The sequence below is a fragment of the Emticicia sp. C21 genome, assembly GCF_003418935.1.
Classification (GTDB): Bacteria; Bacteroidota; Bacteroidia; order Cytophagales; family Spirosomataceae; genus Emticicia.
On record NZ_QVMT01000024.1, the window covers coordinates 15919 to 35611 of the forward strand.

Sequence of the window (19693 nt, forward strand, 5' to 3'; positions counted from 1 at the left end):
GAGGGTTATATCCGATTGCTTCCCGAATTATATTAAGCTTGTACTGTTTCTCTACCTATGCTATAATAAGTGTAACCCAATTCTTTCATGTCTTTTAACTCATAAAGGTTACGTCCGTCAAAAATAACTTTATTTTTCAAAGTTCCCTCCATTTTTTCAAAATCAGGTGTACGGAACTCCGGCCATTCGGTCATAATCATCAAAGCATCTGCATCTTGAATGGCTTCATAAGGATTTTTGGCATATTTTACTTTTTTGCCTACTACACCTCGTACGTTTTCCATTGCTTCAGGATCATATACTACTACTTTAGCACCTGCTTTTCTTAGTTCTTTGATATTATACAATGCCGGTGCCTCGCGAATATCGTCAGTATGTGGTTTAAATGCCAATCCCCACAAAGCAATTGTTTTACCTTTCAGATCGCCGTTGAAGTATTTTTTCAAATGCGGCATTAATTTGGTTTTTTGCTTTTCGTTTACTTTCATTACCGATTTAAGAATCTTGAAATCGTAATCAAAGTCATTAGAGGTTTTTTCCAAAGCCTGTACATCTTTCGGGAAACAGCTACCGCCATAACCAATACCGGCAAATAAGAAACGTTTGCCAATACGGCTATCAGTACCAATACCTCTACGAATATCATCTACGTTAGCGTTTGCTTTCTCGCAAAGGTTAGCGATTTCGTTCATAAAAGTGATTTTCATCGCTAAAAATGCATTGGCAGCATATTTAGTCATCTCAGCCGAACGCTCATCCATGAAGATAATCGGGTTGCCCTGACGAACCAATGGAGCGTATAATTTCTCCATTACTTTCTTAGCTTTCTCAGATCTTGTACCAATTACCACACGGTCTGGTTTCATGAAATCTTCTACTGCCACACCTTCTCTCAAAAATTCTGGGTTTGATACCACATCAAACTCTACTTTTGCATTTTTAGCAATGCGTTCGTGTACTTTTTCAGCTGTTCCTACAGGTACAGTACTTTTATCAATAATTACCGCATGACTTTCTAACAATGGGCCTAAGTCGTTAGCTACCCCTAGGATATATTTCAAATCAGCAGAACCGTCTTCACCCGGAGGTGTTGGCAGAGCTAAGAAGATAACCTGTGCTTCTTTGATACCCTCAGCAAGGTTGGTAGTAAACTTCAAACGACCCTCTTTGGTGTTACGTTCAAATATAACATCAAGGCCCGGTTCGTAGATAGTTAGTTTACCTTTATTTAATTTTTCAACTTTACGACTATCAATATCTACGCAAGTTACCTGATTACCTGTTTCAGCAAAACAAGTACCAGTCACCAAGCCAACATACCCTGTTCCTACGACTGCGATTTTCATATTAAATGTGATTCAGAATTTAAAAAATTGTTTACTGTTTTTTTAGAGCAAAAAATATGCCGTAAAATTAGATTATTTTTTGACAATACTTGCAAGTACAAATATGAAAAAATGAAAATAATTTTTCAAAAATAGGTACTTCCTGACCAAGTACATCATTTAAGTCTATATTTTGATGGTAAAGTGATAGTTTTTTTATTAAGCGGCTCCGTTGTCTTGATACGAAGAAATCAAGATTCCATTTTTTACTACATCAGCTATTTTGAAGGCACCATTTAGTTAAAACTCACTAAGTATTTTTAGAGCCTATACTTAAAGATTGAGTTTTGTCGTTTTTAATGGAATTTTCATGAGTTCAAACTTGCATCAACGAGTTTTTCTTACGTAATTTCACTGTCCAATTAATTGACAACCCTTAAATATTTACTACGACATTGAATAGAAGAGATGCCATGCAAAGAGTGGCCTTCCTGATGGGAGGTGCTTTGTCTGCCCCTACAATGATTGCTATGTTGGAAGGTTGTAAATCCAACACGGCTACTGAAGCAGCTACTTCAGGTTTTTCATTCTCTACTGATTACAAAAATCTAGTTTCTGAAATTGCCGAAATAATCATTCCTAAAACAACTACGCCTGGTGCCAAAGATGCCGGAGTAGGGCCATTTATAGAAATGATGTTGAAAGATTGTTACAACGAAACGCAACAGGAACACTTCAAAAAAGGCCTGGATAATTTAGAAGAAACTGCTAAAAAAGACTTTGGTGGAAAGAAATTTCTTGAACTTACACCAGAGCAACAAACTACGCTTCTGAAAAAATTTGAGCAAATGGCTATGGCTGAAACGAAAGAAAACGAGCAGCCAAAGAAAATAGTAGATAATGAAACCGGATTGGTAAAAGACCCTAAAACTGCTGAGCCAAGAGAAAATGAAAAAGCCAAGAAAGTGGTGCCTCCGGTTCCTTTCTTCAAACTAATGAAAGAGTTAACCTTGTTGGGTTACTTCACTTCGGAAGCAGGTGCGAAAAACGCACTAGCTTATGTAGCAATACCGGGCAGATATGAAGGTTGTGTGAAAATGACTCCGGGACAAAAAGTTTGGGCTTTATAAAAATTAAAAGAAATTCAACCTAACGAAAATGAATATTCAAGGAAAAGCAAAAGAACAAATGACTTACGACGCCATCGTTGTAGGTTCAGGTATATCAGGTGGTTGGGCTGCGAAAGAATTGTGTGAAAAGGGGCTCAAAGTTTTAATGCTTGAGCGTGGCCGAGATATTAAACATATAACTGGCTACGAAACAGCCGGAAAAAATCCGTGGGATTTCCCGCATAGAGGTAAAGTAGATAATATGGCACGTGAGGAGTATTGGGCCAATGTACGTACTGGTTATACAGCAAATGAAGAACACCGCCATCATTTCGAAAACGATAAAGCCCATCCTTATCTTGAAAAACGTAGTTTCGACTGGATTCGAGGCTACCATGTGGGTGGCAGGTCATTGATGTGGGGTCGCCAAAGCTACCGTTGGAACGAAAAAGATTTTACGGCTAATATAGAAGACGGACACGGCATTGACTGGCCTATCCGTTACAAAGATCTGGCGCCTTGGTATAGCTACGTGGAGACTTTTATCGGGGTAAGTGGTTATAAGGAAGGGTTGGATGTATTACCTGATGGTAACTTCCAGCCGGGTATGGAAATGAACTGCGTAGAGAAAGAAGTACGTAATTCTGTCCAGAAAAAATTCAATGGTCGTCATGTAACGATTGGTCGTACAGCTCATATAACTGCTCCGACTCAAATTCAGACTGAATTAGGTCGTGTGTCGTGCCAGTATCAGAATGCTTGTATGCGTGGTTGCCAGTTTGGTGCTTATTTCAGTACCCAATCAGCTACGTTACCTGCGGCTAATAAAACAGGTAACCTGACTTTAATGGCAGATAAGATTGTTTATCAGGTAATCTTTGATGACGAAAAAGGTAAGGCAGTTGGTGTAAAAACCATCGACCAGAATACCAACGAGCAAATGGATTTCTACTCAAAAATCATCTTTCTGAATGCTTCGGCCATTAATTCAGCGTGGATTATGATGCAGTCGAAATCTAAGACTCACCCGAATGGCTTAGGTAATGAGTCTGATCAATTAGGAAGAAATATCATGGATCACCATCTAGCCGTTGGTGCTTCAGGTACTTTCGAAGGCATGGAAGATATGTATTACTATGGTCGTCGTGCCAATGGAGTATACATTCCTCGCTTTACTAACTGGGGTAGCGATAAGAGAAAAGACTTTGTGAGAGGCTTCGGCTACCAAGGTGGTGCCAGCCGTGAAGGTTGGGGTAGAGGAAACTACAAAGAAGGCTTTGGTGCAGATTTCAAAGAATCAATTACAACTCCGGGCCAATGGACATTCGGTATTGGTGGTTTCGGCGAAACTTTACCAGATGAAAACAACCGTTTCACGCTTTCTGCTGATAAAGATAAATGGGGCTTACCTATTGTGCAGTTTGATGCAGCCTGGGGTGACAACGCAATAAAAATGCGTGAAGCGATGCAGAATGAAGCGGCAGAAATGTTGGAGGCAGCCGGTTTGAAAAACATCAACTCATACAACGACATGAGTAAGAATCCGGGTATTGGTATTCACGAAATGGGTACTGCTCGTATGGGTAGAGACAAGAAAACTTCTGTATTAAATGCCAACAATCAGGTGTGGGGTGCATCAAACGTATTTGTGACTGATGGTGCAGCAATGGTTTCTGCTTCTTGCGTAAACCCATCATTAACCTACATGGCATTAACTGCCCGTGCAGCAGATTTTGCAGTGAAAGAATTGAAAAAGATGAATATCTAGTTTGTGTGAACTACAATTTTACAGTTCGTCATTACGGAATTCGTGAACATAAAAAAGGCTTCGAATCAATTTCGAAGCCTTTTGCATTTATATCTTATTCAATTTCTGTAATACTTCTTTCAGTTCCTGTTCACTGATTTCTCCTGTAGCACTCCAGGTTCGCCTGCCTTTTTTGATAATAATATATGTCGGATTTTCTTCTACTTTAAACACCGAAGCAATAATATCATTTTTCTCAGAGTCAACTTTCAATAGTTTTATCTTGTTTTCATCGGCGATTTTGTTGAGCAGGGGAGTCATTTTTTTACAGACATCACACCAATCAGTATAAAAATGAATCAATACTACTTCATTCGTTCTTACTATATCATCAAGATTCTGTAAGGTTAAGGCAGCGATAGGCTTGGTATCTGTGCTGGTTGAAACATAAGGTTTACTTGAAGCTGTCCATTGAGCAAAACCCCCGTTAAGGTCATATACCTCTTTAAAACCCAAAGTTCTTAAGAAAGCTGCTGCATCTGCACTACGTTTGCCCGAGAAGCAGTAGAGAAGTACCGGCTTCGTCTTATCTAATCTCTTTTTGGCTAAATCTTCAAAATCATCGTCAGTAAAATTGATATTTGCTGCACGCTTGATATGCGCAATAGCAAATTCGGATGGGGTACGTACATCTACTAATTGCGCGGTTGGTCCGATTACTTTGATTTTATTGTCAAAATCGTTGACGGATAAAGAATAGGCATTTTTAGTTTGTGCATAAACGGATATGCCAAGCAAAATAAAAATCAGAGAAAATAGAGATTTCATTGATATTTTAAGGTAGTAATATAGAGGCAAAACATCTGAATAAATTCCGAGGAAATTTCCCATTCAGATTCTCTAACGAATGTACAGGTAAATTATTGAATAGCCGATACTATCAATCAGTTAATTGTAATTATTAATTGCCAGTATGTATAAAACTCTGAACAGACAGTCTGATCGGCGTAGATAATATCTCCTCAAAATCAATTTCATCAAAAACTAAATCATCAGGAATTTTATCTTCTGCACTATGATTTACAATCATATTATAATGCTGAAAACTATCCAAAGGGACCGACAAACGATAAAGCGCAGTATTATCAACGCTCTTATTCTCCATTTTCCAGATAGCTAGCTTGGTTGTTTCATTAAGAATCTTAACTGTAAATTTCACTCCCTGAAAGCAGTCAATAATAATGCCGTTGGGAGAATTTTGAACTGATTTAATGAAATAAGTATCCGGCCCTAAGCCTTTGCTAACTAAAATGGTCGAATCTGTTACGGTAAAAGAATAATGATTTTTTAAGACTTTTGGGCAGAAGATATAGGTAGTACCATTGAGCTCCTGAGCTTCAAACCATTTTTTGGGAAGCTGACTCAACAATGGGTCATTCTTAAACGACCACAATTCGTTCATTTTCTTTGATGCCTTAAAGTCGCGACAGGCGCGCTGAATAAGCGATTCATGATAATCATCAAAAGCCAGTTTCTCAATCAGATGCTGAGAGAAAACAGAGTTTTGAGTCGTATCAATAAAAACGCCGTATCTTTTTTTAATCATCTTATCAGGGTTATCCGGAAAGATAGTGATAGTCTGATTATAAAAGCTTCGGTAAACGGTTTCAGATAATTTTTTAGAGCTTTGGGCACAAAGATTAAAAACAAAAAGACATAGCAATCCACCAATAGTAATTGTTTTCATTGTAGCACGAGTATAGATTCATCTGTTTTGTGATTAAGCGGTGCAAAAACCGTGCTAGAAAAATTTTCTGTATAAATATAAAATATTGAATATAAATGGTTGATAGCGAGTGATTTGTAAAAGAATAAGTAGGTATGTATATAGAAAAATATATTTGGAATAGTTATTGTAGTGCCACTCAATCACTTTTTTTGAATACTTGAATAGAGTAAGTACTTGGTTAATTGTTGTTTGTTCTTCGCACGAAGACTAGTACAACAGTATGATTATACTAAAAACCTCCAAAAACTTTTTGAAAACAAAATTCAAAACAACAAATTTAGGGAAGCTTAGTTTAGGCTTACCATTTACAACTAGCTGTCAGCATAATAAAATTACTATGAACTGGTCCATTTACAAAGTATCGAGCCTATTTAAAAGGGCCATTAGCTATACAAATCAGCAGATAGTTTCAGAGGCTATGAAAGTACCAGCCACGAAAATGGAGCCAGAAAAGGTGACCAATATGGTGGGAACCTTTTTTGAAAGAGGACAGTGATGGTTCCCAAATACCAACCACTATAACAGCATCGGAAAAGGTGACCAATATGGTGGGAACCTTTTTGAAAGAGGACAGTGATGGTTCCCAAATACCAACCCCTATAACGGCATCGGAAAAGGTTACCAGTATGGGGGCAACCTTTTTGAATGAGGACAGTAATGTTTTGCGGTTATGAGTCAGCTTATATAAAAAAATTGTATCTTCCACTGTCACCTTTTCAGTTTTGTGCATCATAGTGTAAAGCAAAATCTAAAATGACAGAACCGACGCAGAATTTCTGGGAAACTACCTATAAGCAAAACATTGGTAAAATGCTTGGTGTTTGCTATCGCTATGTGCGAGATAAGCAGATTGCTGAAGATTTGGCCCATGATGCCTTTCTGCATGCTATTGATAAATCATCAACTTATAAAGGGGAAGGCCATTTCGATGCCTGGCTCAGAAAGATAGCGGTGAATGAGGCATTACAATATTTAAGAGACCAGAAGAAAAAAGAGTATCATAATGAATGGATACAATATGAAAATGAAAACATGAACGCAAACGAAGATGTATTGGAGAGGGATTTCAGTAAGGAAGAATTGTTAGATGCCATCGACCAATTGCCTGAACACCATAAAATGGTATTCAATCTTTTTGTGATTGATAAATTCAGTCATGCTGAAATTTCGCAGGAGTTGGGTATCAACGAAAGCACTTCAAAATCTCATTTAGCAAGAGCAAGAAAAAAAATCAGAAAGCTACTTTTAGAGAAAAAAGAGAGAAAGCAAACGGTATGGGCTATATTTTTATCAATAAAACTCTGGAATATAGATAAAACCTACCAGAAAGTTTTTTTTGATTTTGAAATGAAGCCAATGAATTTATTGAAAATGGATGTCAGCAATGCTCATAAGATTACCATTCCAAAATTCAATCCTTATCCTGTTTTTTCAAAAAGTTTTATTGGTTCAAGTATTGCTTTGGGAAGTGTAGCTGTAAGTTTATTTACAGTTATTATTTTTTTGGAACAACAAGCCAAAGTTGAAGCAGATAATGGTTTAGCAGATACTCTAAAAGCTACTGAATTGATAACAGGAACGGATGCAAAGACGGATAATCAGGATAGTACAGACATTCTTGAAAACAACAACCTAGTTAAATCAAATAAATTACAAAATAATGATTCTTTAAGTGCAACTATTGCGGATAATCCCATCATAACTGATGAAAACAATTTAAATAATACAGATATGAAAAGGTTAAACACAGTAGGTGCATTACTATTAGCAGGAGCAGCCAGTATGGGATTTGATTCTTCAAAAAACTTAACTCCCGATCTCAGCTCACGTTTCAAATTGCCTGAGGTTCAATTTCAAGAACCGATTCAAGAACCCAAAAACGAATCTACAATCAAAAGAAAAGAGGGCGAGGGGACTTTTAATGCCTCAAAAATAACGTGGTCATCAAAAAATCATAACGTTTATATGAAAGGTATTGGTATGAGAGCAAAATTCGGAAAGGATAAATTTAATGCAACAGGTACTATTTCTTTTTTGGGCGAAGTATATTATTTATTGATTGATGGAGAAGAAGCTCCTCTCGATAAAGATATAAAACTTTCAGATGGCGACTATTCTATAAAATCATTAAGTATCAATAAATCCATCCAGAAATACGGTGAGAAAGGGAAAAATGGCGCTGTTGAAATAATTAAGCTATAGTAGAAATGGAGCCAGTTCAAAATCGTTTAAACTGGCTCTATAACTATATGTTAAATATCTTAATACACAAACTTCCCAAACTCACTTTTAATCGTCACCTGCTTGGTTTCAGACGATTCTACGCGACCAATAATCTGGGCGTCAATATTAAAAGACTGAGCAATTTCGATAATGCGTTGCGCATATTGTTGGGGTAAATATACTTCTAAACGGTGCCCCATATTAAATACCTTATACATTTCCTGCCAGCTGGTACCACTTTGCTCATGTATCATTTTAAACAAAGGAGGAATCGGAAAGAGGTTATCTTTAATTACATGGAGCTTATCAATAAAATGCAGTACCTTGGTTTGTGCACCGCCGCTGCAATGCACCATCCCGTGAATATGTGGGCGAAGCTCATCTAACAACACTTTGGCAACCGGAGCGTATGTACGGGTAGGAGATAAGATGAGTTTACCAACATCTGGCAATTTATCCAGCGTTTCTTTATCAAGTGTCGCATTATATGCCTCTGTGGCTGTTTCGTCAGTTAACGACTTTTTACCACTATATACCAACGAGAAGTCAATATCGCCATCAAAACTCTCAGGATATTTTTCGGCATAGATTTTATCCAATACATCGTGTCGGGCAGAGGTCAATCCATTGCTACCCATACCTCCGTTGTACTGTTTCTCATAAGTGGCTTGTCCATAGGAAGCCAAGCCTACAATCACATCACCTGCCTCTATGCGGTCGTTAGAAATCACATCAGCTCTTTTCATGCGGGCAATCAGCGTGCTGTTTACAGCAATTGTTCTTACCAAATCACCCACATCAGCTGTTTCTCCGCCAGTGCTATATATCTCAATTCCATGGCTGCGAAGCATTTCTAAACACTCTTCTGTGCCATTAATAATCTCAGCAATTACTTCTCCAGGAATTTTGTTTTTATTCCTGTCAATACTAGACGAAATCAACATGGGTCCTACAGAACCCACGCACAATAAATCATCTGTATTCATGACGATAGAATCCTGTGCGATACCTCTCCAAACCGATAGATCACCTGTTTCTTTCCAATAAAGGTAGGCCAGAGAAGTTTTTGTACCTGCGCCGTCGGCATGCATGATGTTACAATAGTCTGGGTCTCCACCTAAAGTATCAGGTGAAATTTTACAAAAAGCTTTTGGGAATAATCCCTTGTCAAGCTTTTCAATAGCCTTATGAACATCTTCTTTGGCGGCAGAAACGCCGCGTTGCATATAACGGTCGGTACTCATCTATAATTGATTTTTGGTGCAAAGGTAAGAAAAATGTCTTTTGCCTGCCGAAATAAATCTATGGTTTCAACTATTTTACTCGTTTCCGTTTTTCTAAATCAAATTTCTCTCCTTTTTCCAATAGCAGAAATTTCATTTCATTGCGGCTCTTTTGTGCTTCAAAAATCATTACCTGACTTTCGCCCATCACCTCGGCTATCTTATTTCCTTCAACATATAATGCAGTATTCTCATCAATGCCCACCCCCAATAATTCAGGATTCTGGAATATCAGACCAATCAAACGATTTTGTCTCTGGCGTTTGATAAAATGCTGGTCAACAATGATATTTGTCAGGAGCCCTAAACCCTTTTTGATTTCTACTTTTGAGCCATCAATTACCTTAAAATCTCCTTCGCCTGTAATCATTCTCTGGCTCATAATTGCCGTTCCGGCGCTTGTTCCAGCAAATACCACTTTGTTTTTGTATTGGGTATGCAAGGCGTTGAATAGCTCCACATCCTGCAAAACTGCCATGATTCTGGTCTGGTCTCCACCACAAAAAAATATACCCGTGGCTGATTTTAACTGATTCAGAAATAAAGCCTTTGTTTCAAGTGTCAGTGGAGACAAAGAGGCTTTTTCAACCTTGATTTTTGAAAGCCCTATAATATCTTTATTAAATGCTTCAAAGCTTGCATCCTGCTCGCCACTCGCCCAGGGAATCACCAGTATCTTGCCATTTTCTTTACCGCTTAATTCAATAAATTTCGTGAGCACATCAGGTGTGCGTTTACCACCGCCAATCATAATTAAACGTTCTTGTGCCTGTAAAGGAGTGCTTAATAAGAGAGAGAAGAGAAAGATTAATCGTAGCATTTCAGATTTATTAAGATTGTCTATATATTTGGAAGTAGGATACAACACTATTATTCAACTTTTATACAACCGACAATACAAATCTATGAAAAAATACCTTTTCATTCTTTCTGTCTGTTTAGCCGCCTGCGAAAATAAAACCGAACAACAAGACTGGCAACTCATACCTTTTGTAAAGCAAGACGCCGACAACCCTGTTTTATCGGCTAATGACACCACCACTTTCGATGACCCTATCTTAAAGAAAACCATCAATTGGGAGGCAAAAGATGTCTATAACCCATCGGCAGTAGTAAGAGACGGAAAAGTGTATCTATTGTACAGAGCCGAAGATACACTGAAAGTGGTAGATGGTACTTCTCGCTTAGGTTTAGCTGTGAGCGAAGATGGCATTCATTTTACCCGTCAGCCAAAGCCTGTGTTTTATCCGACAGAAGATTTCATGAAAAAATATGAATATCCCGGAGGTTGCGAGGACCCGCGTCTGGTAGAAACAGTCGATGGTAAATATATATTGACCTATACAGCCTACGATGGCAAGACAGCCCGATTATGTGTAGCCTCCTCACCTGATTTGCAAACCTGGAAAAAAGAGGGCTTAGCTTTTAAAGATGCTAAATACGAAAGCCTGTGGTCGAAGTCGGGAGCGATTATCTGCGAAAAAGTAAACGAGAAATTCATTGCCAAAAAAATCAATGGTAAATACTGGATGTATTTTGGAGATACTAACCTTTTCCTGGCAAGTTCAGATAACCTGACAGACTGGACAATTCTTGAAGGTGAGGATGGTAAACCAAAACCAATTGTGAAACCTAGAGACGATAATTTTGATAGCTGGTTGGTAGAATCAGGCCCGGCAGCTTTCATCACTGATAAAGGTATTCTATTAATATATAATAGTGCTAACAAGGGTTTCCAGAATAAAGCAACCGATACAAAGAACGCCTACAGAGCCGGACAGGTATTATTCGATAAAAACGATCCGACTAAGATTCTTGACCGTTCTAAAACTTTCTTCTTTGAACCTGATAAACCTTATGAATTAACCGGACAAGTAAACAATGTAGTTTTTGTTGAAGGCCTGGTAAACTTTAAAGACCGTTGGTTTTTGTACTATGGAACAGCCGATTCGAAAATTGCAGTAGCCATTAGCGATAAGAAATAATCGAACCATATATAATATATAAGAGGCAATTCTGATTCAGAAATTGCCCCTTATATATTGTATAGTATAGCCTTATTACTGCTCTCCCCAATTCAATAATTTCTCAAATGCCGCATCTATTTTTTCGAATTCAAAGCTTTTGATAACATTATTCATCATCTGTACAATTTCACCATTACACAAATTCCCAATACTACCTTCTAAGGTATGGTTTAGCTCTCTGGATGCTTCATAAGTGCCTCCGAAAATCTCATCTTTTACCTTCAGATAAGCATCTCTGAAAGGTAAGCCCTGCATTACTAGTTCATTCACTCTTTCAACTGAGAAAATCGGATCATATTTTTTATCTGCCAGCAAATCTTCTTTTACCTGAATATGGGGCAGCATCATTGCCGTAATATCCAGACATTCAATTATCTGATCGAAGGCGGGCATCAGGATTTCTTTCAGAATCTGCATATCTCTATGGTAGCCACTGGGCAGATTGCTTGTCACAAAAGCCAGCTCTGTTGGTAGTCCTTTCAACCGGTTGGCTTTAGCTCTGAGCAACTCAGCCACATCCGGATTCTTCTTGTGTGGCATGATACTGCTACCTGTAGTAAAATCATCAGGTAGAGTCAGGAATCCGAAGTTCTGTGAATTATACAAACAAATATCCATAGCCATACGCGATAGGGTAGTGGCTAATGAAGTCAATGCCGATAGAACTACGTATTCAGTTTTGCCCCTTGTCATCTGTGCATATACTACATTATAATTAAGGTCGTCAAAACCTAAGAGCTCAGTTGTCAGCGTTCTGTTTAGCGGAAAAGAACTTCCATAACCTGCGCCAGAACCTAATGGATTTTTATTAACAACTTTATAGGCTCCCTGCAAAATATTCACATCATCAACCAGGCTTTCGGCATAAGCCCCAAACCATAGTCCGAAAGAAGATGGCATCGCAATCTGCAAGTGAGTATAGCCTGGCAATAAAGAATCTTTATGTAGTTCGCTCTTTTCAATTAAGTGTCTGAACACTACTTCAATCTTCTGCACGATGATTCGTACCTGATGGCGCATGAATAATTTCAAATCTACCAATACCTGATCATTGCGTGAGCGGCCGCTATGGATTTTCTTGCCAGCATCTCCAAGTGCCTGAGTTAATAGCCATTCTACCTGCGAGTGTACATCTTCGATATTTTTCTCAATCGAAAATTTGTCATTTACAATATCATTGTATATCTTTCGACACTCTTTTAAGAGACTCCCTAACTCATCGGCTTCGAGCAAGCCAATTGATTCTAACATGATGGCGTGTGCCATGGAACCGAGTACATCAAACTCAGCCAGGTACAAATCCATCTCACGATCGTGCCCAACTGTAAAATTTTCAATTACGTTATTTTCTGAAGTATTTTTACTGCTTTCCTTTTGCCAGAGTTTCACAATGTAGGTGTTTGATTTGAACACAAATATAAAGATGAAAAGCGCTGGGAATAAAATTTTATAAGATTTTTAATAAATGCCTATACGTGCAACGTTTTTAGCACGATTTTTGCACTATCTAGAATACAACGATTGCACAAACCCAAATGTAGCGTGAATATATTGAGTGAAAAAGAGCTATTTCTACGGGTTTTTATATAGAATAGAAATAATATCAGTAAAGAATTGCTTTGGCACGGATTTAGTTAAATCCCGCTTTTGGTATCACAAATACTATGCCACCGTATATTTATGTGTTAAATATTTACTGAGTTTTTTCTAATTTCAAAAAGTAAAGAATAATAATTGCTATAGTGAGCCTGCCTTGTGACGTTTACCAATTATTATCGTCTTATTACAACATAAGAAAGAATACCTATATTTATATTTGAATTCCAGATACATTTTTACTATTGAGTGAACCTTTACTATTTTACACGATGAAGAAAAATTATACCTGTATAGGTAGATGCATTGCATCTGTTTCTTCTATTTTTAACCTTCTGTCAATTTCAAAATCTGAAACCCTATGGGTTTTAGAAAAATTGATTTTAATGGATAATCGTGTCTGTTCTGCTAAAGTTTCTTCACAATTTGCTTTCAAGCCCATTGTACTCGTAGTATTATGTACCACAAAACAGTTTATGGAAGTATGCTATTAACTTTCTGAAATACTGTTTTGATTCTTTTTTTGAGTGCATAAATCCGACCCAACAAGGTCATTATTGAGTATAAAATTTACTATTGAGTGTAACTATTACAATTACCATGAGAAATTTTACATCTTGGTTTACAGGTGTTTGCAAAACTTTCATTTCTGGAAAGGATTCCTATTTGCCATTCACTTTACTCAACCTTTTACTTTCTGAGATACCAGTAGCCTTGATTCCTCAAGGTGTATTATCACCTGCTGCGGTTACTCATGAAACACGGCATAGAAAGCCTAAGTCTACTTATTGGGTAAGACCTATTTCAGCTTTTATGCTGGTATTATTAACATGGTTTTCTACCTCAGTAGTATATGCCAAAAAAGCTCCTGTCACAGGCTGTGATTGTGAGTCTTATAATCTGGTCAAGAACAGTGCTTTTGATTCAGGCATTAATACTAACTGGTCACCACAGAATGGAGAGTGGAGCTTAGGTACCGGTGCTTCGACTGGGAATTTCGGGGTATTAAATAATAGTGATAAAACAATATCTGGCGGATATAAAGTTTATCAGGTTATTACTGATGGCGTAACAGTCGGAAAGACTTATACACTAAATGCTGTTGCAGCCACTCATGGAACTTCAAGCGGTTCAGCTTTAGCACAATTATACATAGAGTTTTTAAATTCAAGTGATGCCGTAATTGGAACTTCTTCAAAGGCTTCAATCACTAATGTTTATAATGGAACACTGGTTGCTATTTCCCCTATCTCAATGGTGGCACCTGCTAATACAGCCAAAATCAGATTTGTAGGATATAGTAACGGTAGAGCGCTGAAATTTGATAATCCTAAAATCACTACTTGTTATGAGCCAATCAATGCTTCATTAGTAAAAGTTGATCCAACCTGTAATGTAAATGATGGTAGTATTACCGTAACAGCTTCAGGCGGAAGCGGAGAGTATGAATATAGCAAAGATAATTCAAACTGGCAATCGTCAAATGTATTTTCAAACTTAGGGGCTGCTTCTTATAATATATATGTAAGAGATGCTAATACAAGTGCAAGTGCCTGTAAGAAAACTTTACCAGCAACCTTAACTTGTGTTTCCTGTGTTTGTATCTCGAATAACTTTATTAAGAACAGCGGCTTTGATACAAACTTAGATAACTGGACAGCAAGCAATGGTGGTTTAGAACGTTCAACTGGCTCCTCTACCGGAGCTTTCGGTATTTTAAATAATAGTGATGCAACTGGTGACTATAAAGTTTATCAGGTAATCAGCACTGGCATAACAGTTGGCAAAACCTATACATTAAATGCCTTAGCTGCTACGCACAGTAAATCGGCTCCGGCTGTGGCACAAATCTACTTTGAGTTTTTGAACTCAGGTAATACTGTAATCGGGACTTCTTCAAAAGCTACAATCACTAATACTTATAATGGAACCTTAGTAGCTATTTCTCCAATCTCAATGGTAGCTCCTGCAAACGCTGTAAAAATCAGATTTGTAGGCTACGCTAACGGAAGAGCCTTGAAATTTGACAATGTTAAGGTTACTACCTGTTATGATGAAATTGATGGGTCGTTAGCAAAAGCTGATCCAACCTGTAATGTGAACGACGGTACTATTACTGTAACAGCCTCAGGTGGAAGCGGAGAATATGAATACAGTAAAGACAATTCAACCTGGCAGGATTCTAACGTATTCTCTGGCTTAGGCGCTGGTAATTATACTATATATATAAGAGACGCTAATACAAGTGGTGCATCATGTAAGAAAAGTGTTCAGATTATCTTAACTTGTATTTCCTGCGTTTGTATCTCAAATAATCTTATTCTGAACAGTGGCTTTGATACGAACTTAGATAACTGGACAGCAAGCAATGGTGGTTTAGAACGCTCAACTGGCTCCTCTACCGGAGCTTTCGGTATTTTAAACAATAGTGATGCAACTGGTGACTATAAAGTTTATCAGGTAATCAGTAATGGAGTGATGGTAGGTAAAACCTATACACTAAATGCCTTAGCTGCTACGCACAGTAAATCGGCTCCGGCTGTGGCACAAATCTACTTTGAGTTTTTGAACTCAAGCAATACCGTAATCGGGACTTCATCAAAAGTTACTGTTACCAATACTTATAACGGAACATTAGTGGCCATTGCTCCAATTTCGATGGTAGCTCCTGCAAACGCTGTAAAAATCAGATTTGTAGGCTACGCTAACGGAAGAGCCTTGAAGTTTGACAATGTTAAGGTTACTACCTGTTATGATGAAATTGATGGGTCGTTAGCAAAAGCTGATCCAACCTGTAATGTGAACGACGGTACTATTACTGTAACAGCCTCAGGTGGAAGCGGAGAATATGAATACAGTAAAGACAATTCAACCTGGCAGGATTCTAATGTATTCTCTGGCTTAGGCGCTGGTAATTATACTATATATATAAGAGATGCTAACTCAAGTGGTGCATCATGTAAGAAAAGTGTTCAGATTACCTTAACTTGTATTTCCTGCGTTTGTATCTCAAATAATCTTATTCTGAACAGTGGCTTTGATACGAACTTAGATAACTGGACAGCAAGCAATGGTGGTTTAGAACGCTCAACTGGCTCCTCTACCGGAGCTTTCGGTATTTTAAATAATAGCGATGCGACTGGTGACTATAAAGTTTATCAGGTAATCAGCAATGGTATAATAGTTGGCAAAACTTATACATTAAATGCTTTAGCAGCTACGCACAGTAAATCTGCTCCGGCTATAGCACAAATCTACTTTGAATTCTTAAACTCAAGCAATACCGTAATCGGTACTTCATCAAAAGTTACTGTTACTAATACTTACAACGGAACATTGGTAGCCATTGCCCCAATCTCAATGGTAGCTCCTGCAAACGCTGTAAAAATCAGATTTGTAGGCTACGCCAACGGAAGAGCCTTGAAGTTTGACAATGTTAAGATTACTACCTGTTATGATGAGATCAATGGTTCGTTAGTAAAAGCTAATCCAATCTGTAATCAGAATAATGGTTCTATTACTGTAACAGCCACAGGCGGTAGTGGAGAATACGAGTATAGCAAAGACAATTCAACCTGGCAGGATTCTAACGTATTTACGGGTCTGGCTGCCGGTACTTATACTATATATATAAGAGATGCCAATACAAGCGGTGCATCATGTAAGAAAAGTTTACCGACAACTCTTACTTGTATCCCTTGTGTTTGTGAGTCTGATAATTTAGTAAGGAACAGTGGTTTCGATTCTAACCTGACTGAATGGACCCCAACAAATGGTTCTTTCGACCGCTCAACGAATGGGACTAACGGAGGCTTTGCTATATTAAATAATGCTGATAATTCGGGAGAATATAAGGCTTATCAGGATATTACTAATGGTGTAATTGCTGGTAAAACCTATATATTGAATGCTTTAGCTGCAACACATAGTAAATCTGCCCCGGCAATAGCACAGATTTATTTTGAGTTTCTGAACTCAAGTAATGTCGTTATTGGAACATCTCCGAAAGCAACTATCACAAATGCTTATAACGGAACTTCCCTAGTAGCTATTGCACCTATTTCAATGGTAGCGCCAAATGGTACTACTAAAATCAGAGTAGTTGGATATGCAAGTGGAAGAGCATTGAAGTTTGATAATGTTATCATCAAAACCTGTTATGAAGCAGTTGATGGTTCATTATCTGTTACTCCGTTAACTTGTGGACAAACTGATGGTAAAATTACAGTAACGGCAACAGGTGGTAGCGGTAGCTACGAATATAGTAAAGATGGTACCAACTGGCAGGCATCAAACATATTTACAGGATTAGGAGCAGGCAATTATACTATCCGTATCAGAGATAAAAATGCCACTAATTGTGTTAAAACTATAACAACTACAATTGATGATAAACCGAAACCAACTGTAGTAGTTGACTCGAAAGTAATCTGTTTAGGTGAAAGTGCCACATTAACAGCAACTACTTGTAGCGGTACAGTAACCTGGAATACAGGTGCAACTGGTTTGACCATAACAGTTACACCAATTTCTTCCGGAACAACAACCTATACAGCTACTTGTACTAATTCTTATAATTGTACGGCTACCGCACAAGGTACAGTTACTGTTAATCCAAAACCAACCATAGCTGTTGATAGTAAAACAATATGTGTCGGGAAAAGCGCGACTTTAACTGCAACTACTTGTACAGGAACTGTAACATGGAATACAGGAGCAACAGGTTCTACCTTAACAGTTAGCCCTACAACAACCACAAATTATACAGCAACCTGTACTTTAGCTACTACTTGTAAAGCTACGGCGACTGGTACAGTTAATGTGAATCAATTACCTAATAAGCCATCTTTAACAGTTGATAAATCATCTATCTGTCCGGCAGAAAGTGCTACTATTACAGCTTCTGGTTGCACAGATGGCACATTATTATGGTCAACAGGTGAAACAACAAGTAGCATTACGGTATATCCTACATCAACAACAACTTATACAGTAACTTGTACTTTAACCAGGACAGGCTGTACCAGTGACCTTGCGTCTCAACAAATAACAGTAACACCAACTGATCCTATTGTTATCACAACATGTACTCCTGGTTCAAGCTCTGGCAATCCTACAGCTTCTGCTTTAGGATTTAACGTGTTTACTTTAAATGGCGTAGCATTAGCATCAGGTGATGTAGATAATGGAATAGCTGCAGGTGGAAGTATCGAACTAAAAGGTACAACCAATATTACAGGTAATAATCCAAGTGGTTATTCAACCTTACCAACTGTAGGTGGAAACTTAACTTACATTTACGCAGGAGGTAAAATTATTTACACTTCAGGTAATGGTGTGAATGTGAATGGTGGTGGTTTTGCTAAGGTATGTGATATCACAGGTTCGACATTCTATCCTAATGGAGGAAACGCCCGTATCACAGGAGGTACTATCAACCAGACTCCAGCTATTAATATCAATACAGGACAGGGAGCAGGTACATGGCAAAATGGTTGTGGTAGCATCAATTTCGCTAACGCATTTACCAGCTTCCAGTCATCAGCTACTTCAATGAGTGGTTTGGCTAATAATGTTACACCAACATTTGATCCGGGTAATACAACTCAACCGAAACTTACTTTACAAGCAGGTTCAAATATCTGGAACCTGACAGGTGCACAATTAAATGGCTATTCAACAATTGTATTCAATAATGCACCTGATGCATCAAAACCACTTATAATTAATGTAAATGCAGCAGGAAGCTTCGTATTAACGCTTCCAAATCTTTCAGGTATTGGCGATGCACATGGCCAATTTATTATCTGGAACTTCTATAATGCAACAAATCTTACTGTTTCGAATTCAAGCACGACTATGAAAGGGACATTGTTTGCCCCTAATGCTGATGTAACGAAAAACAGTAGTTCAAATATTGACGGACAAGTGATTGCAAAATCATTTGCAATGAATGGTGGTGAAGTACACTATCAGAAATTTAACTCAACTATTGACTGGGGAACAAATTGCGACCCTATCTGTGCAGGTTCACCAATTACACTTACTGCAACCGGATGTACCTCTACACTTACCTGGACAGGTGGTGGAAGCACAAAAACAGGTAATTCCGTAGTATTTAATCCTTTAGTAACTACAACGTTTACAGCTACTTGTGGTACAGGTGTTTGTAAATCAACTGCAAATATTACAATTGAAGTAATACCAGCACCTAAAGTAACATTGACAAAAGTTGATGTGACCTGTAATGGCAAAAATGATGGAAAGATAACAGCTACGGGCTCAGACGGAACACCTCAATATACATTCAGTATTAATGGAACAACGTTTACTTCCACTCCTGCCAATTCTTATGATTTTACTAACCTTGCTCCTAATACTTATACTGTAACAGTTAAAGATAGCAAAGGTTGTACAGCCACGGCAACTATTACAATTACACAACCTACAGTGCTAGCAGCTATAGTTACGAAAGTAGATGTAAAATGTAACGGCGGGAATGATGGTAGTGCGACAGTAACTGCAACAGGAGGAACAGCACCATACACTTATAGCTGGTCGCCAAGTGGTGGCACAGGCGCAACAGCCAATAAC

At 38.0% G+C, this 19693-nt stretch carries 12 protein-coding genes; 6 read left to right on the forward strand and 6 right to left on the reverse strand.

The features are described 5' to 3' along the window. Positions 1–32: 32 nt before the first annotated feature. Positions 33–1346 carry a UDP-glucose/GDP-mannose dehydrogenase family protein gene (locus D0T08_RS27020; protein WP_116985880.1) on the reverse strand — a complete coding sequence of 438 codons (1314 nt, stop codon included), beginning with the start codon at positions 1344–1346 and terminating at the stop codon, positions 33–35. Between the two features lie 434 nt (positions 1347–1780). Here D0T08_RS27020 and D0T08_RS27025 point away from each other — a divergent pair, with 434 nt between their 5' ends. Next, entirely contained in the window at positions 1781–2455 is a 675-nt protein-coding gene (locus D0T08_RS27025) for a gluconate 2-dehydrogenase subunit 3 family protein (protein WP_116985881.1), read from the forward strand. A 28-nt stretch (positions 2456–2483) separates the two neighbouring features. Then, on the forward strand, positions 2484–4202 hold the full coding sequence (locus tag D0T08_RS27030; protein WP_116985882.1) for a GMC oxidoreductase: 1719 nt from the start codon (positions 2484–2486) through the stop codon (positions 4200–4202). Positions 4203–4289: 87 nt separating this feature from the next. Here D0T08_RS27030 and D0T08_RS27035 read toward each other — a convergent pair whose 3' ends face one another. Continuing rightward, the gene (locus D0T08_RS27035) at positions 4290–5009 is read right to left on the reverse strand and encodes a rhodanese-like domain-containing protein (protein ID WP_158561359.1); all 720 of its coding nucleotides are present in this window, start codon (positions 5007–5009) and stop codon (positions 4290–4292) included. A 133-nt stretch (positions 5010–5142) separates the two neighbouring features. Then, positions 5143–5928 carry a hypothetical protein gene (locus D0T08_RS27040; RefSeq protein ID WP_116985884.1) on the reverse strand — a complete coding sequence of 262 codons (786 nt, stop codon included), beginning with the start codon at positions 5926–5928 and terminating at the stop codon, positions 5143–5145. Positions 5929–6307: 379 nt separating this feature from the next. Here D0T08_RS27040 and D0T08_RS27690 point away from each other — a divergent pair, with 379 nt between their 5' ends. Beyond that, positions 6308–6466 (forward strand): hypothetical protein, encoded by a 159-nt coding sequence (locus D0T08_RS27690; RefSeq protein ID WP_158561360.1) that lies wholly within the window; start codon positions 6308–6310, stop codon positions 6464–6466. 257 nt (positions 6467–6723) lie between these two features. Continuing rightward, a complete protein-coding gene (locus D0T08_RS27050) occupies positions 6724–8172 on the forward strand; it encodes an RNA polymerase sigma factor (protein WP_116985886.1) in 1449 nt (482 codons plus the stop codon). A gap of 59 nt (positions 8173–8231) precedes the next feature. Here the strand turns inward: D0T08_RS27050 and D0T08_RS27055 are convergent, their stop codons facing one another. Both D0T08_RS27055 and D0T08_RS27060 read right to left on the reverse strand, forming a co-directional pair. Beyond that, positions 8232–9437: an AIR synthase-related protein gene (locus D0T08_RS27055; protein WP_116985887.1), complete on the reverse strand. Its 1206-nt coding sequence runs from the start codon at positions 9435–9437 to the stop codon at positions 8232–8234. Positions 9438–9507: 70 nt separating this feature from the next. Further along, the gene (locus tag D0T08_RS27060) at positions 9508–10296 is read right to left on the reverse strand and encodes a cyanophycinase (RefSeq protein WP_147322854.1); all 789 of its coding nucleotides are present in this window, start codon (positions 10294–10296) and stop codon (positions 9508–9510) included. A gap of 85 nt (positions 10297–10381) precedes the next feature. On the opposite strand from D0T08_RS27060, the gene D0T08_RS27065 reads away from it, so the two are divergent. Continuing rightward, the gene (locus D0T08_RS27065) at positions 10382–11461 is read left to right on the forward strand and encodes a glycoside hydrolase family 130 protein (RefSeq protein ID WP_116985889.1); all 1080 of its coding nucleotides are present in this window, start codon (positions 10382–10384) and stop codon (positions 11459–11461) included. A gap of 75 nt (positions 11462–11536) precedes the next feature. Here the strand turns inward: D0T08_RS27065 and argH are convergent, their stop codons facing one another. Then, entirely contained in the window at positions 11537–12892 is a 1356-nt protein-coding gene (gene argH / locus D0T08_RS27070; protein WP_116985892.1) for an argininosuccinate lyase, read from the reverse strand. Positions 12893–13699: 807 nt separating this feature from the next. Here argH and D0T08_RS27075 point away from each other — a divergent pair. Further along, on the forward strand, positions 13700–19693 hold a 5994-nt coding region (locus D0T08_RS27075), incomplete at its 3' end, for a collagen-binding domain-containing protein (protein WP_116985890.1).